This is a genomic window from Pseudocalidococcus azoricus BACA0444, from assembly GCF_031729055.1.
Lineage (GTDB): Bacteria > Cyanobacteriota > Cyanobacteriia > Thermosynechococcales > Thermosynechococcaceae > Pseudocalidococcus > Pseudocalidococcus azoricus.
In genome coordinates this window covers 85,380-102,760 of record NZ_JAVMIP010000001.1, presented here as the reverse complement: position 1 = coordinate 102,760, position 17,381 = coordinate 85,380, and the positions used below count along the sequence as shown (strand labels likewise).

At 44.3% G+C, this 17,381-nt stretch carries 20 protein-coding genes; 13 read left to right on the top strand and 7 right to left on the bottom strand.

Going from position 1 to position 17,381, the window contains the following annotated elements:
• The first annotated feature begins 18 nt into the window (after positions 1-18).
• On the top strand, positions 19-201 hold the full coding sequence (locus tag RIF25_RS17025; RefSeq protein WP_407682278.1) for a DUF6888 family protein: 183 nt from the start codon (positions 19-21) through the stop codon (positions 199-201).
• Positions 191-385, top strand: coding sequence for a DUF6887 family protein (locus RIF25_RS00490; protein ID WP_322876610.1), 195 nt, complete (start codon positions 191-193; stop codon positions 383-385). The genes RIF25_RS17025 and RIF25_RS00490 overlap by 11 nt, the downstream gene beginning before the upstream one ends.
• A 94-nt stretch (positions 386-479) precedes the next feature.
• Here RIF25_RS00490 and RIF25_RS00485 read toward each other — a convergent pair whose 3' ends face one another.
• Complete coding sequence (locus RIF25_RS00485; protein ID WP_322876609.1) at positions 480-1,154, bottom strand: Uma2 family endonuclease; 675 nt, start codon at positions 1,152-1,154, stop codon at positions 480-482.
• Positions 1,155-1,537: 383 nt separating this feature from the next.
• On the bottom strand, positions 1,538-2,104 hold the full coding sequence (locus RIF25_RS00480) for a photosystem I assembly protein Ycf4 (protein WP_322876608.1): 567 nt from the start codon (positions 2,102-2,104) through the stop codon (positions 1,538-1,540).
• 228 nt (positions 2,105-2,332) lie between these two features.
• Between RIF25_RS00480 and RIF25_RS00475 the strand changes: the two genes are divergently transcribed.
• Entirely contained in the window at positions 2,333-3,109 is a 777-nt protein-coding gene (locus RIF25_RS00475; protein WP_322876607.1) for a slipin family protein, read from the top strand.
• A 39-nt stretch (positions 3,110-3,148) separates the two neighbouring features.
• Here RIF25_RS00475 and RIF25_RS00470 read toward each other — a convergent pair whose 3' ends face one another.
• Entirely contained in the window at positions 3,149-3,511 is a 363-nt protein-coding gene (locus RIF25_RS00470; RefSeq protein ID WP_322876606.1) for a DUF1830 domain-containing protein, read from the bottom strand.
• 196 nt (positions 3,512-3,707) lie between these two features.
• Between RIF25_RS00470 and RIF25_RS00465 the strand changes: the two genes are divergently transcribed.
• The 5 genes from RIF25_RS00465 (at position 3,708) to RIF25_RS00445 (ending at position 8,913) form a co-directional block, all read left to right on the top strand.
• Positions 3,708-5,303 carry a photosystem II high light acclimation radical SAM protein gene (locus tag RIF25_RS00465; protein WP_322876605.1) on the top strand — a complete coding sequence of 532 codons (1,596 nt, stop codon included), beginning with the start codon at positions 3,708-3,710 and terminating at the stop codon, positions 5,301-5,303.
• Positions 5,304-5,434: 131 nt separating this feature from the next.
• Entirely contained in the window at positions 5,435-6,451 is a 1,017-nt protein-coding gene (locus RIF25_RS00460; protein WP_322876604.1) for a type I glyceraldehyde-3-phosphate dehydrogenase, read from the top strand.
• Positions 6,452-6,509: 58 nt separating this feature from the next.
• The gene (locus tag RIF25_RS00455) at positions 6,510-7,658 is read left to right on the top strand and encodes a pyridoxal-phosphate-dependent aminotransferase family protein (protein ID WP_322876603.1); all 1,149 of its coding nucleotides are present in this window, start codon (positions 6,510-6,512) and stop codon (positions 7,656-7,658) included.
• Positions 7,659-7,689: 31 nt separating this feature from the next.
• Positions 7,690-8,538, top strand: a complete 849-nt coding sequence (locus tag RIF25_RS00450; protein ID WP_322876602.1) for a DUF1838 domain-containing protein — start codon at positions 7,690-7,692, stop codon at positions 8,536-8,538.
• Positions 8,539-8,610: 72 nt separating this feature from the next.
• Positions 8,611-8,913 carry a DUF2887 domain-containing protein gene (locus RIF25_RS00445; protein ID WP_322876953.1) on the top strand — a complete coding sequence of 101 codons (303 nt, stop codon included), beginning with the start codon at positions 8,611-8,613 and terminating at the stop codon, positions 8,911-8,913.
• Between the two features lie 30 nt (positions 8,914-8,943).
• Here the strand turns inward: RIF25_RS00445 and RIF25_RS17020 are convergent, their stop codons facing one another.
• Complete coding sequence (locus RIF25_RS17020) at positions 8,944-9,309, bottom strand: transposase (protein ID WP_407682277.1); 366 nt, start codon at positions 9,307-9,309, stop codon at positions 8,944-8,946.
• A gap of 44 nt (positions 9,310-9,353) precedes the next feature.
• A complete protein-coding gene (locus tag RIF25_RS00440; RefSeq protein WP_322876601.1) occupies positions 9,354-9,740 on the bottom strand; it encodes a helix-turn-helix domain-containing protein in 387 nt (128 codons plus the stop codon).
• Between the two features lie 196 nt (positions 9,741-9,936).
• Here RIF25_RS00440 and RIF25_RS17015 point away from each other — a divergent pair, with 196 nt between their 5' ends.
• Together RIF25_RS17015 and RIF25_RS00435 are read left to right on the top strand one after the other, a co-directional pair.
• The gene (locus tag RIF25_RS17015) at positions 9,937-10,197 is read left to right on the top strand and encodes a DUF29 family protein (protein WP_407682264.1); all 261 of its coding nucleotides are present in this window, start codon (positions 9,937-9,939) and stop codon (positions 10,195-10,197) included.
• A complete protein-coding gene (locus RIF25_RS00435) occupies positions 10,106-10,537 on the top strand; it encodes a GNAT family N-acetyltransferase (RefSeq protein ID WP_407682276.1) in 432 nt (143 codons plus the stop codon). Before RIF25_RS17015 ends, RIF25_RS00435 begins: the two co-directional genes overlap by 92 nt.
• Positions 10,538-10,542: 5 nt before the next feature.
• Here the strand turns inward: RIF25_RS00435 and RIF25_RS00430 are convergent, their stop codons facing one another.
• Together RIF25_RS00430 and RIF25_RS00425 are read right to left on the bottom strand one after the other, a co-directional pair.
• A complete protein-coding gene (locus RIF25_RS00430) occupies positions 10,543-10,755 on the bottom strand; it encodes a hypothetical protein (protein WP_322876599.1) in 213 nt (70 codons plus the stop codon).
• Between the two features lie 185 nt (positions 10,756-10,940).
• On the bottom strand, positions 10,941-11,438 hold the full coding sequence (locus tag RIF25_RS00425) for a Spy/CpxP family protein refolding chaperone (protein WP_322876598.1): 498 nt from the start codon (positions 11,436-11,438) through the stop codon (positions 10,941-10,943).
• A gap of 464 nt (positions 11,439-11,902) precedes the next feature.
• On the opposite strand from RIF25_RS00425, the gene RIF25_RS00420 reads away from it, so the two are divergent.
• The 3 genes from RIF25_RS00420 to RIF25_RS00410 all read left to right on the top strand — a co-directional run bounded on the left by RIF25_RS00420 (position 11,903) and on the right by RIF25_RS00410 (position 17,258).
• Positions 11,903-13,006, top strand: coding sequence for a polysaccharide biosynthesis/export family protein (locus tag RIF25_RS00420; protein ID WP_322876597.1), 1,104 nt, complete (start codon positions 11,903-11,905; stop codon positions 13,004-13,006).
• Positions 13,007-13,027: 21 nt separating this feature from the next.
• Positions 13,028-15,283, top strand: coding sequence for a GumC family protein (locus RIF25_RS00415; protein ID WP_322876596.1), 2,256 nt, complete (start codon positions 13,028-13,030; stop codon positions 15,281-15,283).
• A gap of 151 nt (positions 15,284-15,434) precedes the next feature.
• Entirely contained in the window at positions 15,435-17,258 is a 1,824-nt protein-coding gene (locus tag RIF25_RS00410; RefSeq protein WP_322876595.1) for an ABC transporter ATP-binding protein, read from the top strand.
• Positions 17,259-17,381: the final 123 nt, after the last annotated feature.

Sequence of the window (17,381 nt, the reverse complement as noted above, 5' to 3'; positions counted from 1 at the left end):
CGCCAGAGCGAGGTTTTTATTCCTTCATTCGAGCAATGCCTAAAAACTGTTGAGATTTGCCAAAGTCTCTCCAATATGTATCAAGAAATTAAGTTGTTTCGATTTAACGAGCTTACGTCCGAAATTTATATCTTAGCTGGTGATGAAATTGAAATCCTAATTACAACCCATGGCCGCTGGAGGTTTGTTAATGAAGCCTGATTATACAAAAATGACTCGCCAAGAGCTGAAAACCTATGTGCTTTCCCATCGGGATGATCAAGAGGCGATTGACGCACTCATAAGCCGCCGCAGCCCAGATACTGAAGCAACTTGGTATGATATTGACTTATCCCCAGCACAGATTCAAAACGTCTTGGCTCAAAAGCTGAAGCTCAATCAATAAATTTACATAGCTTGATACAGCCTATTTCTAATCCAGTGAGGGCTAAACTTTTGGAAATATTGAAGAATTGAAGAGATGTCTAATAGACAGGTATTTAATCGTCTCGATTTTTTAATTTTCGACAAAACTCAATATAACTTTCACACTTGAGTTGTTCCTGTTGTTGGGCCAAAACATCAAGTAAATTGTGCTCAAGCATGGATTCAAGAGCTAATGCCAGGCCTGGAAATGTTTTACTCTCAATCAGTCCAATTTCATTAGGAAGCAAGGAAATATAACGTCCCTCCTGTAAATAAAGCCAATCAATTTGGTGATCATAAACCCGCCAAACAATATATTCATTAACTCCATGGCGGCGATAGACTTCTAACTTGTCATGTAAATCGTAGGAAAAACTCGATCCGGCAATTTCAACAATTAACTCTGGTGCTCCCTCAATATAATCATCTTTGCTAATTTTCGACTGCCCACCAGACTCTGTTTCAATGCGAAGAAGTGCATCGGGTTGAGGTTCGTTATCTGTATCTAGACGAATCGTGGCATTATCAGCCAATTCAACACCGGGCGTATTCGCAGCATAAAGGGCCAACCAACCCATAATGTAGCTATGGGGTAAAGCATGGGAACGATATCGCAACGCTGCGGCCATGAATACCACTCCATTAATCAATTCCAGCTTTTTGGGGGCTGCAGGAATATTCGCTCGTGTCTCAAACTCATAGCGGTTCATCCGGTCGCCATTTTCTAGGGGGGGAATCTGAGTTTTCATGGCAGTTGAGCAAGCAGGAAGTCAATCAACTTTATAACTGAAAATTCTAGCAAGAGTTACTGCCCGAAGCTACCAGATAATCTGGAACCCAAAAATCTAAAACATTGTAACTGTTCTGCTCCCTTGGTTTTGATGATAAATTTTGCCTTTTGTCTTCATATCTCACCTTCGATCGCAAAATACCATTACTCTCGCTTCACAAATCAGCCATAGACCGCACCCCAGGCCAAGATTAAGATTCACTATTTAGGCAGTTGTTGCCATGACGGCACGCTACTACACCCAGAGGATTTAGTCATGATGTTGGAACAGGTTCCCCAGCACCCAATTAGCCTCATTGATGCCGCGGTGGTCAAAATAATCCTAACGCCGATGGACTAGGCCTATAGTCCTTCCATGGGGACACCGAGAAAACTGGCAATTTCAGCCCCTTGGTTTTCTAAATCTGCGAGGGGTAGGGGCTGGCCAACCCGGGTTAAGGGAATTTCCCCTCGGCCTTTGATCCGTAAATATAAAGCCCGCTTGGGATTAAACCCCTCCCGAATAATGATCCGCAAGGCCTGGACATCACTCATCCGACAGGAAATTTCAATGGTGCGATTTTTGCCCGGAAAGCCATAGCGAAACACTTTAACTTGACCCGTCTCCTTATTGAACTCGTTGTAACCACCACCCACGTCCCAAGCAATGGTTAACCACAGATAGGTGGAAAGGAGTAACGCCGCCACCCCATAAAAGCCAATGGCGATCCCCTGGGGAATAAACACTAGTTCCAGCGGATTGCCGATGGGTAACAGGTTTTGATGTAAGTAGCTCGATAGCCCCGCCAAAAAAAAGCCCAGGCCCCCAATGGCGACAACGACAGCCCAAAAGTAATTACTAAACCGTCTGGCCCCAACCACGCCATAGCGCAGAATAGATTTTTGGGTTGAGGGAGTTGAAGTCACCATAGGAAAAATTGTTCAGGTTAAACAGCTTGCCATCTTTGAGTATAAGGGGTTTGGGTTCATTGCTTTGGGCGCGATGGTCAGTGGTTATATTGAATTGTATCCAGTCGATCAGATAACTATTGACAGCATCCACAACTAGACTCAGTGACAAGAAATCAAGACTTTATGCAAACCGAGGAGAAGAGGAGGACAATAAAAGTAACTCTCATTGTTTAGGGTAGAGTTTCTATGGGCGGCTCAGTCATCACAATTTTAATTGCCCTGTTCATCTTTGCCAGTAGCGGGATTAAGTTGGATCGGGAATATCAACGGGGGGTCATTTTTCGGTTGGGGCGATTACAAGGGGTCAGGGGGCCTGGCCTGTATTGGATTGTGCCACTTATGGATCAAAAGGTGCAGCTAGATGTCCGCACAAAAACGGTAGATATCGAGCCTCAAGAAACGGTCACTGCCGATAGTGTCACCATCAAAGTTAATGCAGTTTTGTATTATCGGATTTTGCGAGGGGATAAAGCCATTAACCGGGTCGAAAACTATCAAATGGCCGTCTATCAGGTGGCAATGACAACCCTGCGGAATGTGGTCGGGCAGAACAATTTGGATGATGTTTTACAAAATCGAGATCGGATCAATCAGAAAGTTCAAGAAATTGTTGATGAAATTACAGAACCCTGGGGAATTGAGATTGAGCGGGTGGAAATGAAGGATGTAGAAATTCCTCTAGGGATGCAGCGGGCTATGGCCAAAGAAGCGGAAGCTTTCCGGGAAAAACGGGCCCGTTTAATCAAAGCCACTGCCGAACAAGAAGCCTCCATTAAACTATCGGAAGCCTCTCGTAACATTATGGAAAACCCGGCGGCTTTAGAGTTGAGACGGCTACAAATGCTAACAGAAATTGGCGCAGAAAATAACACAACGACAATTGTGATGTTGCCCTCAGATTTGATTACGCTGGCAAAAAACTGGTCGGAGGCAAAAGCGGCCCAAAATCAATCACCAAATTAATTACAACAATAAAATATATCTAAGTATATCTAAGTCTTCCTAACTGTCACGCTCGCCACTGAGGCTGGGTACGGGAGAACGGCCCTCATTAAATTCTTCAATCCGTTGTTGGGCATAGGGATCGGCAGTAAAGAACTCTTCTCCCCCCTCTTGGATGACCAAGCGTTGGCAGGGGATCGTGTCGGATAAAATCGCACTGGCCATCATCCCAGAATGAATTTCTAGCTGGGCTGCCTGTATAGCCTCAAACACCAGCCGCTGGCCTGGGAAGACAACCCGCTCAAAATACCAATTGGGAATGTTGCTAATCCGGGCGATCTGCATTTTGCTACTGACATTGACATAGCAGCAAAGAATCCGGTCAGGGTGTTCGCTGGGGACGGGATCAAAGACCTGAGACATGGAGGAGATCACTACACGCGAGCGCGACTAACGACCTTTAGAGGCTAACACTCCTGAAAACTGCTGATTGTAAAGTCAACTACAACTTAGGCAGATCATCCCTAATCCTGATCCCCAGGCCTGAGTCTGAGAGCATTGTGCTAGAAAATAAAGAAGTGTGAAGTATTTTTATTTCTCTCACTATAGGCTTTTAGTCATGGCCAACCCCAAATCAGACCGAGTTTTGTATGTCCGACTGCCCTGTAACCCCATCTTTCCCATTGGTGTTGTTTATCTTGCGGATCATGTTCATAAGCAACTGCCAGGGGTTGAGCAGCGGATTTTTGACCTGGGGACAGTGCCACCCTTGGATTTTCGTGTCGCATTGAATGAATGTATCGATCAGTTTCGGCCAACGGTACTGGTTTTTTCCTGGCGGGATATTCAAATCTATGCGCCCGTAGGGGGGCGGGGGGGAAATCCGTTACAAAATGCCTTTGAGTTTTACTATGCCAAAAATCCCCTGATTAAACTGCGCGGGGCCTGGGGGGGCTTGCGGATGGCCTCAACCTATTTATGGGAACTGTGGCGAAATCTGAGTTTGATTAAACAAGGCCTAAAACGGGCGAAAAAATATCATCCCGAAATTAAAACCATTGTCGGCGGCGGGGCGGTCAGTGTCTTTTATCAGCAACTTGGAAAGAGTTTACCCAAAGGCACAATTATTTCAGTTGGAGAAGGGGAAAGTCTTTTAACCAATGTGTTGGAAAGGAAGGAGTTTCGCCAGGAGCGGTGTTATGTGGTTGGAGAAGCAGCCCCGCGGGAACGCTTGATCCATGAATGGCCGACCCCAATTGAGAAAACCGCCTGTAATTATCCCTACATCAGCCAAATTTGGCCGGAGTTTGAGTATTACTTCCAAGAAGATGACTTCTATATAGGCGTGCAAACCAAGCGCGGCTGCCCCCATAACTGTTGCTATTGCGTTTATACCGTCGTTGAAGGCAAACAAGTCCGGATCAACCCAGCCGATGAAGTCGTGGCTGAGATGCAGCAACTTTATGCCAAGGGAATGCGGAATTTTTGGTTTACGGACGCGCAATTTATCCCAGCCCGAAAATTTATCCCTGATGCCGAGGAACTCCTAGAAAAAATCTTGGCGGCGGGCATGGAAGATATTCACTGGGCGGCCTATATTCGGGCGGATAATCTCACTCCACGTCTATGCAATCTGATGGTCAAAACGGGGATGAATTACTTTGAAATTGGGATTACCAGTGGCTCCCAGGAACTCGTCCGGAAAATGCGAATGGGCTATAACCTGCGGACGGTACTCGAAAATTGCCGGGACTTAAAAGCCGCTGGATTTAATGATCTCGTATCCGTAAACTATTCCTTTAATGTGATTGATGAGCGGCCCGAGACCATTGCCCAGACCGTGGCTTATCACCGAGCTTTGGAGGAGATTTTTGGTGCGGACAAGGTGGAACCGGCAATTTTCTTTATTGGCCTGCAACCCCATACGCACCTGGAAGAGTACGCCTTTAAGAAAAATATTCTCAAACCGGGCTATGATCCCCTGGCAATCCACTTACCCTGGGTGGCGAAAAAGCTCCTTTGGAATCCGGAGCCCCTAGGGTCAATGTTTGGAGAAGTCTGTCTCCAGGCCTGGCAACGGAACCCCAATGACTTTGGCCGGGAAGTGATGAATATTCTCGAACAACGATTTGGTCGCGCCCCATTGGCTGAGGCTTTACACGCTTCCCTAGATGAAAAAGTTCCAGAGCCGACCCTAGTTGGATCTGCCCGCTAATCCTGTAGCCGAAATCACAGACACGGATCAAAAGTTGCCGTTCCCCCTTAGGATATGATCTAGGGCATTCCTGGAATGGGGTTTTGCAACCAATTTTTTTGACGTAGTTTTTGATACGAGGAAGGAATCAGGTGGTTAGAGTCGCAATTAATGGTTTTGGCCGGATCGGGCGTAACTTTATGCGCTGCTGGCTGCAACGGAAAGCGAATAGCAAACTCAATATTGTTGCCATTAACGATACGTCTGATCCCCGGACTAATGCTCACTTGCTGCGTTACGACTCAATGTTGGGTACGTTTAATGATGTCGAGATCAGCGCTGATGACAATTGTATCTATGCTGACGGCGAAACGGTGAAATGTGTCTCGGATCGTAACCCAGAAAACCTACCCTGGAAAGAGTGGGATATTGATCTGATCATTGAATCCACCGGGGTGTTTGTCAGCCGCGATGGGGCGAGTAAACACGTCAACGCCGGGGCTAAAAAAGTCCTAATTACGGCTCCCGGTAAAGGCAATGTGCCGATGTATGTGGTGGGCGTGAATCATACCGATTATGATCCCAATGAAACGATCCTCAGTAATGCCAGTTGTACCACCAACTGTTTAGCTCCGATTGTGAAAGTTCTCCATGAACGGTTTGGGATTAAACAGGGGATGATGACCACCACCCACAGCTACACCGGGGATCAACGGTTATTAGATGCCAGTCACCGAGATCTACGCCGGGCCCGAGCCGCTGCAATGAACATTGTCCCCACTTCCACCGGGGCAGCTAAAGCAGTTGGATTAGTGATTCCAGAATTACAAGGAAAACTGAACGGGATTGCCCTGCGGGTGCCAACTCCTAATGTTTCCGTGGTGGATTTTGTTGCGGAAGTGGAAACCCCCACCTTGGCTGAACAGGTGAATGAAACCCTCAAGCAAGCTGCTGAAACCAACATGAAGGGGATCATCCATTACAGCGATTTAGAACTTGTTTCGAGTGATTATCGTGGGCATCCGGCCTCTTCGATTTTAGATGCCTCCTTAACGATGGTCATGGGTGGCAACATGGTTAAAGTGGTGGCCTGGTATGACAACGAATGGGGCTATAGCCAACGGGTGCTGGATTTGGCTGAATATGTCGCCGCCCATTGGTCAGCTTAGGTTGATGTTCTAGAATTAAAATCTATCTCTACTGCGATTGCGCTTAGGTTTGAGTTGAATGAAAGATAAATCCATGCTCATGATCCCAGGCCCGACTCCGGTGCCGGAATCGGTTTTGCGGGCCTTAGGCACTCATCCGATCGGCCATCGCAGTGGGGAATTTAGCCAGATTTTTGCTCGCGTTACCCAAGGTCTTAAATGGCTGCATCAAACGAAAAATGATGTCCTAATTTTGGCCTCTAGTGGCACTGGAGCGATGGAAGCGGGGATGATCAATTTCCTCAGTCCAGGGGATCGGGTCTTAGTCGGCTCCAATGGGAAGTTTGGCGAACGCTGGGCAGAGGTGGCTTTGGCCTATGGCCTGGATGTGCAAGAGGTCAAATCTCCCTGGGGTACGGCCCTTAATCCCGATGATTTCAAAGCGGCTCTTGAGGCTGACACCGCTAAAACCATCAAAGCCGTTGTGATTACCCACAGCGAGACTTCTACGGGGGTACTCAATGATCTTGAAGCCATTAATGCCCAGGTCAAAGCTCATGGCGCGTTGATTATTGTCGATGCCGTGACCAGTCTTGGGGCCGTATCAGTGCCAGTGGATGCTTGGGGCTTGGATGTGGTGGGTTCCGGTTCTCAAAAAGGCTATATGATGCCCCCCGGTTTAGGGTTTGTTTCTGTCAGTGCCCAGGCCTGGGAAGCCTATAAAACGGCCAAATTACCCAAGTTTTATTTGGATTTAGGCAAATATCGCAAAGATGCCGGGAAGAACACCACACCCTTTACGCCGCCAGTGAATTTATTCTTTGCCTTGGATGCGGCTCTGGAGATGATGCAAGCGGAGGGATTAGACAACATTTTTGCCCGTCATGCCCGACTCACCCAGGCCACGCGGGCAGCGATTAAAGCTCTCAATTTAGCCCTCTATGCTCCCGATGATGCGGCTAGTCCGGCCATTACGGCTGTGGCCCCAGCAGGGATTGATGCGGAAAAGATTCGCTCGATTATGAAAAAACGCTTTGATATTGCCTTAGCGGGTGGGCAGGATCACCTCAAGGGGCAAGTGTTTCGGATTGGACATTTGGGTTTTGTCTGTGACCGAGATATTTTGGCAGCGATTGCTGGCCTGGAAGCTTCGTTACGGGAGTTGGGCTATGAGGCCTTTGCGCCCGGGGCGGGTGTGGCAGCGGCGGCGAAAGCTATTTCTGCTTAACCCATCATTTACTTACAACTGAAGTACCCCCATGAGTCTCCCTGATTTCAGCATCATTCCAGCAGGTGAGGGGATTTGGCATGAATTTTCAGCCCGGGATTTTGTCCGGGTACGCGCAACCTTAACGGAAGAAACCGCGTTTATTGTCTGGCAAGGGGCGATTTACAGTCTTGTTCCGGGGGAGAAAAAGCAACATCTGTTTGATATTGTCGGCATGAGTGCGGCCCGCTGTTTGGCCCATCCTGAGGGCGGTTGGGACTTTACCTCACGGGAATTACTGTTTTACCTTGACCCTAAATCCGGTGAGTTGCTCCATCGCTGGCAGAATCCCTGGACAGAGGAGACGGTAACGGTGGTTCATGTAGCCAATAGTCCGGTGCAGGGTCGGTTTCGGCATCCATTTCCGGCTCTAGTCACTCCACAAACAACAACCTTTATTTTTGATCTGTTTCCCAACTATCCCAACGCCCTCGCGACTGACCCAAAATTTCAAGACTACAGTCCCCAGGCCCTGTACCAAGCAGTAGAACTGTTTAAGCTGACTGTCCCCACGGTTGAGATTTTAAACCCAGACCCACCCTCTATTGAGAACCTGCTATTGGCCTGGAGTCGGATTGGGCCGTGGTTGCCGTGGATGAAGATGGGCGCAAGGCCTGGGCAAATGATTTATAGTGCCAGTGGTCGCAAGGTGATGGAAGTTTTAGCCTTACCCCGCCTGATTCAGCAGCAAATTGAAACCCGTTTACCCTTATTTTCCCAGGCCCCATCTCAGAAACTCGATACTGAAGACATGACTTCCTGGCGATATTTTGCCCAGAATTTTGAAGCCTACTTGGCGAATGAACAATTTCCGTTGCCAGCCCCTAATGACTCAAATTGATAGTTTTCGATCAACCCACTTATGCGCCGCGATTCCATTTTTTACCAACTCTTTCAATAGTTTCCCACTTGCCTGTTTGAGTTATTGGACGATAAACCCAGCAATGCCGCTGAATATCGGTTTGAATCCGTCACGGTCAAAGAAACCGCTTTTCAACTCGATAGTGTTTTCCTACCCCCCCCTGAAACCAGGCCTGGCCCTGTCTATTTCCTGGAAATTCAATGTCAAAAAGATGAGCAGTTTTATGAACGCTTTTTCGGTGAACTTTTTATCTTTCTCTATCGACATTGCGAAATTGTAACACTACTCAACTACTATAGGACTATTTATAAATGCATTATTTACACATTCATGAATCGAATCAAAGGCATTTAGCGATTTCTTCATGCTATTCTTTAATGTAGATCAACAACGTTCGATTGGATTGAGGTCTGGTGAATATTTAGGCAAATACCAGAGTTGACAATGCGCTTCTTCAATTACTTGTTCTAAGTCTTGTCCTTTATGAAAAGAGGCATTATCTAAGATAATTTTAGTGTTGGGTTTAAGTTGAAGTAATAACTTGGTTTTAAACCACTCTTTTATTAAAATTCGGTTGCATGACCCTGAAAAAACTAAGGGGGCAATTAACTGGTGATTGTATAGAGCAGCGACCCAACTCACTCGCTCACGCTTGCGACCGCATTTAACGCCATAGCATCGGGTTCCTTTGAGACTGTAACCATAAGGGTAATGATCTCGATTAGCTACGCATGACCTGTGGTCTACAATCCCAGCTTCGTCTATGTATAGGATGGTTCAAGGGGCTGTTTCTTTTAACTGAGCCGTAAATTTATTGCGTTCGTCTTCATCTTTTTCTGCATAGGTGTAGGTCTTTTTTTTGGGGTTATATTCAACTTTTGCAGAGCGCGACTAACATCTTGCTGAGTAATATTATGACCCCATAAATCTGCTAATTGCTGTTGAGTCTTATCATTATTCTCAAGAACAAATTCTCTGAATTTATCCAGATTATCTATTTTGGGTTTACGTCTTTGATGATGATAAGAAGGAGGAGTATATGAGCCAGTTTCTACATAACGTTTTATCCAAGAATCTAGAGTATTTCGACTAATATTTAGAGTTTTACATAGCTGCGCTTTTACTGCTCCTCTAGCGACTGCTTCTAAGGCTTTCTTCCGTAAATCTTCGCTGTAACTCATGGTTGTCTCCCTCATCTTACTTGACAATAGATAAGTTTAATTATAGCTCACTTATTAATAGGTATTGCTATAGCAGACTCGCTCTTTCCTGAGGTTGCTTGTTTTGACACCCAACAGCTTCGAGATCAGAACTATTGGGCATAGGTGTTGATAATGCGCCTCAGAATAATATTTAAGATTGCAAGGAAATCAAACTATGCCCAGTCTCTCTTTGTCTGAACAAGATTTTTATACTTGGTCTAGTAAACAGGCCCAGGCCGTCGCGAATCGTCAAGTTGAACGTTTAGATTGGGAGCATCTGGCTCAAGAAAAGTCCTATGGATATGCTAGTCAAGCTCTATGCATTACCTCTCGACCAGGCCCGCCTGGAAACACACCACAGCCAAGGGATTATCTATCGGCAGCCCCTCGGTTCCGAAACCCATTTAATTTTAGATTGGGTCAAAGCAAGATTTAGCCTGGGCTGGGTTAGTGAAGTTGAAATTGCGCTGCACCAACGCCCCCCCCGCTGTTTAATTGCCGTTCAGAGTGGAAAACTTTTGGGATTTGCCTGTTACGATACGGCGGCATTAGGATTATTTGGGCCGATGGGGGTGGATGCGGATTCGCGGGGCCTAGGAATTGGCACAATTTTAACCCAGCTAACCCTTGAGATGATGAGAACCCAAGGTTATGCTTATGGCGTGATTGGTTGGGTCGGGCCAGCGGAATTTTATCAACAGGTTGTGGGGGCGATCCCAATTCCGGACTCCTTTCCCGGCCTGTGGGCTAATCGTTTACAACTGCCTCCAGCCTGATTAGTCTACTTTCCTTTTCCTAAGAGTTGCTCCCCAAGTTGAACTATCCGCTCTCCTAAGGCCTCGGGGCCAATCCCAAAAAAAACCTGTAGGGCAAAAAGAACAAGGGCAATTTTAATCGCTGTTCCCACCGTTACTTTGAGCAACCGGACCAGGCCTGTAAAGACAAACCAAGAAATTAATAGGGCCCCCACCGTGATGACTAACTCCAGTGGCATTTTTCTTGATCCTCAATGTCTCCTGAGATATGGCATTACTCATTTAGGGTAAGACGAGAAAACGTCAGAAAATGCTTAATAGTCAGCCTTTTTAACATTTCTCTGCTCTTAGCACCGCCTGGGTAACGCTATAGTGCCTAACTCGGTCTAGGGGTAACTCCTCTCCTAATGGTTAATAGACATCTTTAGCGCGGGGTTGTCCCACCACTCCCCAAAACTAAATCTCGGAGTCGGGTCAACCGCTGCTGATTCAGTTCTGCTAATTGTTGTCGTTGGGCCGGAGTCAAAACATCTTTAATTTCTAGGGCTGCTTCCAAACGGGTTGTCTCTAATTGCCGCCGATAGTTTTGGATAATCTGGTGCTGAGCGCGAATATCCTCGTTACTGGCTCCTTTGACGAGTAGGGATTCCAGCAGTGATTCGGCCTGATTCAGTTGAGTTTGTTGGCTCTGGGCCTGGGGTTTGAACTTGGCTTCAATGGCCTGGACTTGTTGAATTTGGGCAGGGGATAGCTTCAATGCTGTGATCCACCTTGGAACGGTCGCTGCTGCTGTTGGGGAAGGAGTTGCGGCTGTAGCCATCGGCCCATTGACGATCATCACTCCCACAAGGGTCATTGCCCCGAGAGTACTGCTAGCCAAAATGAATTGAACTTTCTGAGACCATCCCCGAGAACCAAACATGACGAGTACTCTCCCTCAAGACAAATACAATACATTAGCCCACAAAGACTGAAACAGGCTAAACCCGACACCATAGACTTAGCATACTTTTTGAGTAGATCATCCGACTTTATCGGCGAGGGCAAGCTCCAGTGTTCTCAAAATTCTGAAGTCCGCCCATTTTTTGACCTGCTCGCTGGCTCGGAAGTTCCCCAATTGGAGAGCAATGTTCTGATGAGCGCATTGGTTAAGGCCTGGGCAATCACTAAAATTATTGAGAAAAACTTATCATGTCCCTTGACTTCTTCCCTAACTCACTCAACTTATGTGCTATGGTTTTGCTGTCAAATCTAGAGGAAATGTAAAATTTTTCTCACTAATTAGTAATCGAGATCACATCTTCTGCCTATCCATCTGCTATAACTAACTGATATTCAGCCTAACCCTGAATCCGCCAAATAGTGTTGATTTCTCCAGCTTTGCCTATGTCCCACAGCTATGCCAAACCACTCTCGATAGCCACTTTGACTCAATTCTTTGTCTTGGCAACTGTGGGCCTTACAGTCTGGACAGCTGAATCCAGAGTCTTGGCCCAAGTCTCCAGTCCAGCCCCAAATTATCGCCCTAATCCTGGCCTGGCTGCCGCTGACAACATGAATGTTTACTTGCTGGGGCCTGGGGACTCAATACAAGTTTCAGTCTTAGGATTTGATGAATATAAAGGTCTTCCTCCTCAGGTCATTCTTCCAGATGGTACTATCTCCATCCCACTAGTTGAACGCTTTGTTGTCTCTGGTAAAACAGTCACTCAAGTCAAACAAGAACTGACTCGTCGTTTAAGTGAATATTTAGTTGATCCAACGGTTGAAGTTCAACTTACCAACCTACGCCCCCTCACCGTAACTGTCTCGGGGGAAGTCCGCCGGCCTGGTCCATTACAACTCCAACCTATTCCTCTTGGAGCATCTAGCTCAACTGGAAATGAAACAACGCGATCTCGTATAATCCCTACCTTAACTCAGGCCATTGCTGCCGCTGGGGGTGTAACCAAGGAAGCCGATGTTCGTGACATTATCATTAATCGAATTGGTGTTAATGGTGTCTCTCAAACAATGACCGTGAATTTATGGAATGCTATTCAATCTAGTAGCAGTAATCAAGATATTTCTTTGCGGGATGGCGACTCAATTTTTATTCCTAAAGCAACCACATTGAGCCAAGGTGATCAAAAACTATTAGCCCGATCTGCATTTGGCTCTCCCACTGTTAAAGTCCGTGTTGTGGGTGAAGTTAAGCGGCCTGGTGAGATTGAAGTGTCTCCCGACAGTACCCTAAGTAGTGCTATCGCAGTAGCGGGTGGACCAACAGATAAGGCTAATCTAACTAGGGTTCGTTTTTATCGCTTAGAAGCTAATGGTACGGTTAATGAAAAAACTCTCAATATCGAAAAATTAACTGAGCCAACCCAGATTGAGGATGGCGATGTCATTATGATTCCTAAAGGTGATGGCTACCGTTTCCTGGATGCAATTGGAACTGTTCTTGGCCCTCTTGGTGCTGCGGCTGCCTTTATTCGTATCTTTCAATAGCTCTTAATTATTATCTGTTTTATGACACAAGAAAACTCCATGATTTCACAGAATCCCCTAGTAAATAAGCCCCAAGATGATGATTTTGATATTCAATCTTATCTTGGGCTAGTTAGGCGGCATTGGTTGGGATTTACGTTGACATTTAGCAGTGTCTTGGCTCTTTCGGGCTTATATGCAGTTACCCGTGTACCAGTTTATGAAGCTAATGGTCTAATTTGGATACAGAAGCAAAACCAAGCGTCAGCCCTCATTGGTATTCAGGGAGTACCAGGTGGTGATTTGAGTAGTGTTGCGGGTAACCCTCTGAACACTCAAATTGCGATCTTTCAAACGGATGATGTGCTTGAAAAGGCTGCCAAATTATTTAGCATAGATTCAACTGACATCAGTCGTTCTGCTACCGCATCTCAATTAGGTAGTGGTATGTCTGTAAGCCAAGTTCCCCGAACAGATTTGTTAAATGTCTCATTTCGTAGTCCAGATCAAGAAGTAGCAGTCAAAGCTGTTGATAACTTAATGAGTAGCTTTATCGCCAATAGTATTCGCTTAAGTCGAGTTCAGAAAACAGCTGCTCGGGAATTTATACAGTCTCAGTTACCTAATGCGGAAAAGAATCTCATTGAAAATCTCAATAAACTTACTAGTTTCAAACAAGATTTTAATATTGTCTCTTTAGATGCTCAGACTGGTTCACTGATTGAGGAGTTAGCCACTTTACAACAAAGCATTCAAACTACTCAAGTACAGCTAGTAGGATTACAAAATACACAGGTAGGACTGGAATCATTACTCGGAGTTTCTCCTGCCAAAGCCAATCAATTAAAGCTCCTTGCAGAGTCAGCAGGTATTCAAGCTTCAGTGGTTGAGTTGCAAAAGACAGAGGCAGAACTAACTGCTTTAACTAGTCGCTACAGACAGAACCATCCTGAGGTGCTGTCACTGAAGCGACAGAGAGATGCTCAAAGTAATGCTCTTCAAAACCAGATATCTGAACTTTTGGGTAATCAAGAATATCCAGTTAATCAAAGTCCAACCCAGATTCAACTAGGAAGCTCTACCATTTCACTCCTAACGCAAGTCGTGACTAATGAATTTCAAATTAAGAGTTTGATGAAACAGGTTGATTTATTAAAATCCAAAATTGATGAGAAAAACAAAGTTGTAGAACAGTTACCCAGTCTTCAAAGACGATTGCTACAGCTACAGCTTGAATATGATGTCTCTAGTGCTAGGTACTCCGCTCTACTAAAGTCACTTCAAGATGCTCAACTGTCCGAAAATCAAGACGTTGGCAATGCGGTGATCGTTCAACGATCTAAAGTTAACCGCACCCCTGTGTCAGTAGACCCTAAACGGATAATTTTCCTGGGAGGACTCTTTGGACTTGTGATTGGATTTGGAGTTGCTTTCTTGTTGGAGCAACTTGATAATTCCGTACACTCAGAAAATGAGATTCAAGAAATTTTTGCATCTATGCCAATTTTAGCAACAATTCCAATTTTATATGAATCAGATAAGAAAGTAAGTCCACCATCAGGTCAGGAATTTGAGAATAGTGGAAAGCTTGTTGTTCGGGATGATCCTCGTTTGCCAGCAAGTGAGTCTTTTAGAATGTTACTGGCTAATATTAAATTCTCTAACTCCGACGGAAATTTGAAAGTTATTACGATCACCAGTTCTATGCAAGGTGAAGGAAAGAGCACAATAACAGCAAATCTGGGTTTGTCCATGACTGAGATTGGCTATCGAGTTGCTATTATCGATTGTGATTTACGCAGACCTGCTCAACATCACTGCTGGCAAATTCCAAATCAGATTGGATTGAGCAATATTCTAGTCGAGGATTTACCATATCAAAAGTTTATGCATCATGAAAATAGTAATCTTGATATTATTACATCTGGCTTGACTCCACCAAATCCAATAACAATTATTAACTCATCTAGCTTCTTGTCTTTTGTGAATGAATTAAGGTTGGCTTATGACTATGTTTTAATCGATAGCCCTCCTTTAAATGCTGCCGCTGATGCTTTATTTTTGGGTAAAATATCAGATTGTATTTTATTGATAGCGAGACCAGATAAATTAATTCGCCCATCTGCTCAAAGAGCAAAGGATATGCTAAGCCAATCTGGACAGAATATTATAGGCTTGGTTGTTAATGGTGTTAGGCAATCTCAAGCTCATTACTACTACTATTATCACTCTGATTCAGATAAAAAACCTTATGAAAATGGTTTTATTGACAAAGTATTAAATCTCATCAAAAATTAGTATTCTAAGAATAATGATCTGAGTATATGAATTAATCTATAAATAGTATTAGTAGCTCATTAGACTGGGAATTATAAAGACTTGAGAAATAAGTGTTCTATTTGAGTAATTTCAACAATCATAAAAGCCTACGTTAGGGAGGATTTAAATCTTGAAAAATAAAAATATTATCAAGCAATACTCAAATAAAATTTTGATTGTATTCTCCCTATTATCAAAGAAGCGTAAAAAGCAGCTGTTGTTACTACAGGTCTTGTCTTTAGGATCGTCAGTTGCAGAAGTCAGTAATTTGGCTACGCTAGTATTCTTTCTGAATGTATTAGCTGACCCTGGCAAAGGTGCAGACAAATTAGCAACCTATTTGCCCTTCGTTGCAGACTTGAATACAGCTGTGTTAATGCTACTCCTAGGTAGTACTTTTACTGTCGCAGCAGTATTGAGTGCAGTTCTAAGAATTGCTGTAATTGCAGGACAGCTAAGATTAGCGGCTCTGATCTCTAGTGATTTATCATCCTTAGTATTTCGCAACGTTTTATATCGTCCCTACGCTTGGCATTTAGAGCAGAATAGTAGCTATATTCTGGGATTAATATTCCAAGATGTTGAAACTGTATCAGCTTTTATTTCAGGTCTATTAGGTCTTTTTTCAAATATTTTGATTGTTATTGCCTTAGGTATTTCCCTAATTAGAATATCACCTTCTATTATGCTGAGTTTAATCCTCATCATGTTTGTAGCATATTGGGCAATATACCAAAAAACACGAGCAACACTCTATCTAGATGGCCTTGCAAGAACTCAAAACTTTCGTAAGAGTATGCAAATTGCTCAAGAAGGGTTTGGAGGAATTCGTGACATCATTATTGATGATACCCAAGAAATCTTCTCTAAAAGCTTTAACAACTTATATCGCTCATTTAGGATGAATGGTGTATCACTGAATTTTAAGGCACAATATCCACGCTATGTTATTGAGTCATTATCCATGGTTTCAATTGTATGCATTTCACTGTTTTTGTTCTTTCAGGGTGAGGGTATTGAATCACAGTTGCCTATTCTTGGGTCTATTGCCCTTGGTGCTTATCGCATACTACAACCTCTGCAAACTTGCTTTGCCAGTATTGCTGGCATCAAAAGTTCTCAAGCTTCAATTCATAAGGTTGCACCATTTGCGAATAAAAGTCTCAAGAATAATGAAAAGCCCCTATCGAGTTTTTTAACCACATTACCTGATAAGTCGGTTCGCTTGGTAAATGTTTTTTTTCGCTATCAATCTGAGCAAACTTGGACTTTGAAGGATGTCAGCTTAACGATTCCTGAAGGTACCCGAGTTGCATTTGTGGGTACTACTGGCAGTGGTAAAAGTACAACCATTGATTTAATTCTAGGCTTGCTCAAACCTAGTCAAGGTAAAATTCTAATTGGAGGTTCTGATTTACAAGATGAGTTCATACTCCAGGCCTGGCACTCACAGCTAGCCCATGTACCTCAGTTTATCTATTTACGAGATGCGAGCTTTACAGAAAATATTGCTTTTGGTGTTCCTTTAAATTTGATAGATCAAGAGCGAGTTCGATGGGCCGCAGCCCAGGCTCAGGTTGCTGAATTAATTGAGTCACAGCCAGAGGGGTATGATCAATTGATTGGTGAACGGGGGGTAAAACTATCTGGGGGACAGCGTCAACGGCTGGGAATCGCCCGGGCACTATATAAGCAGGCATCAGTTTTAGTATTTGACGAAGCGACAAGTGCCTTGGATAATGAAACTGAAGCTAGGGTTATGGATGCCATAACTCAAGCATCTAAAGCGGCAACCATTATTATGATCGCCCATCGTCTATCGACGGTAAAAAACTGTGACCAAATCTTTTTGCTTAATCAGGGATGTTTAATCGCCCAGGGTACTTACCAAGAACTTTTGCAGACTTCACCGAACTTTATTAAGTTAGCCCAGATGAGCAAAGATGTCTCTTGACATTTATATTTTTTAAACTAAACTTGATAATTAAATATAATCAAATATTTAAAACTTCTTGCTTATGTACTAGACTAAGACATTCAATTTTATCTTTAGACATTCACAGGATGCATTTCTCAT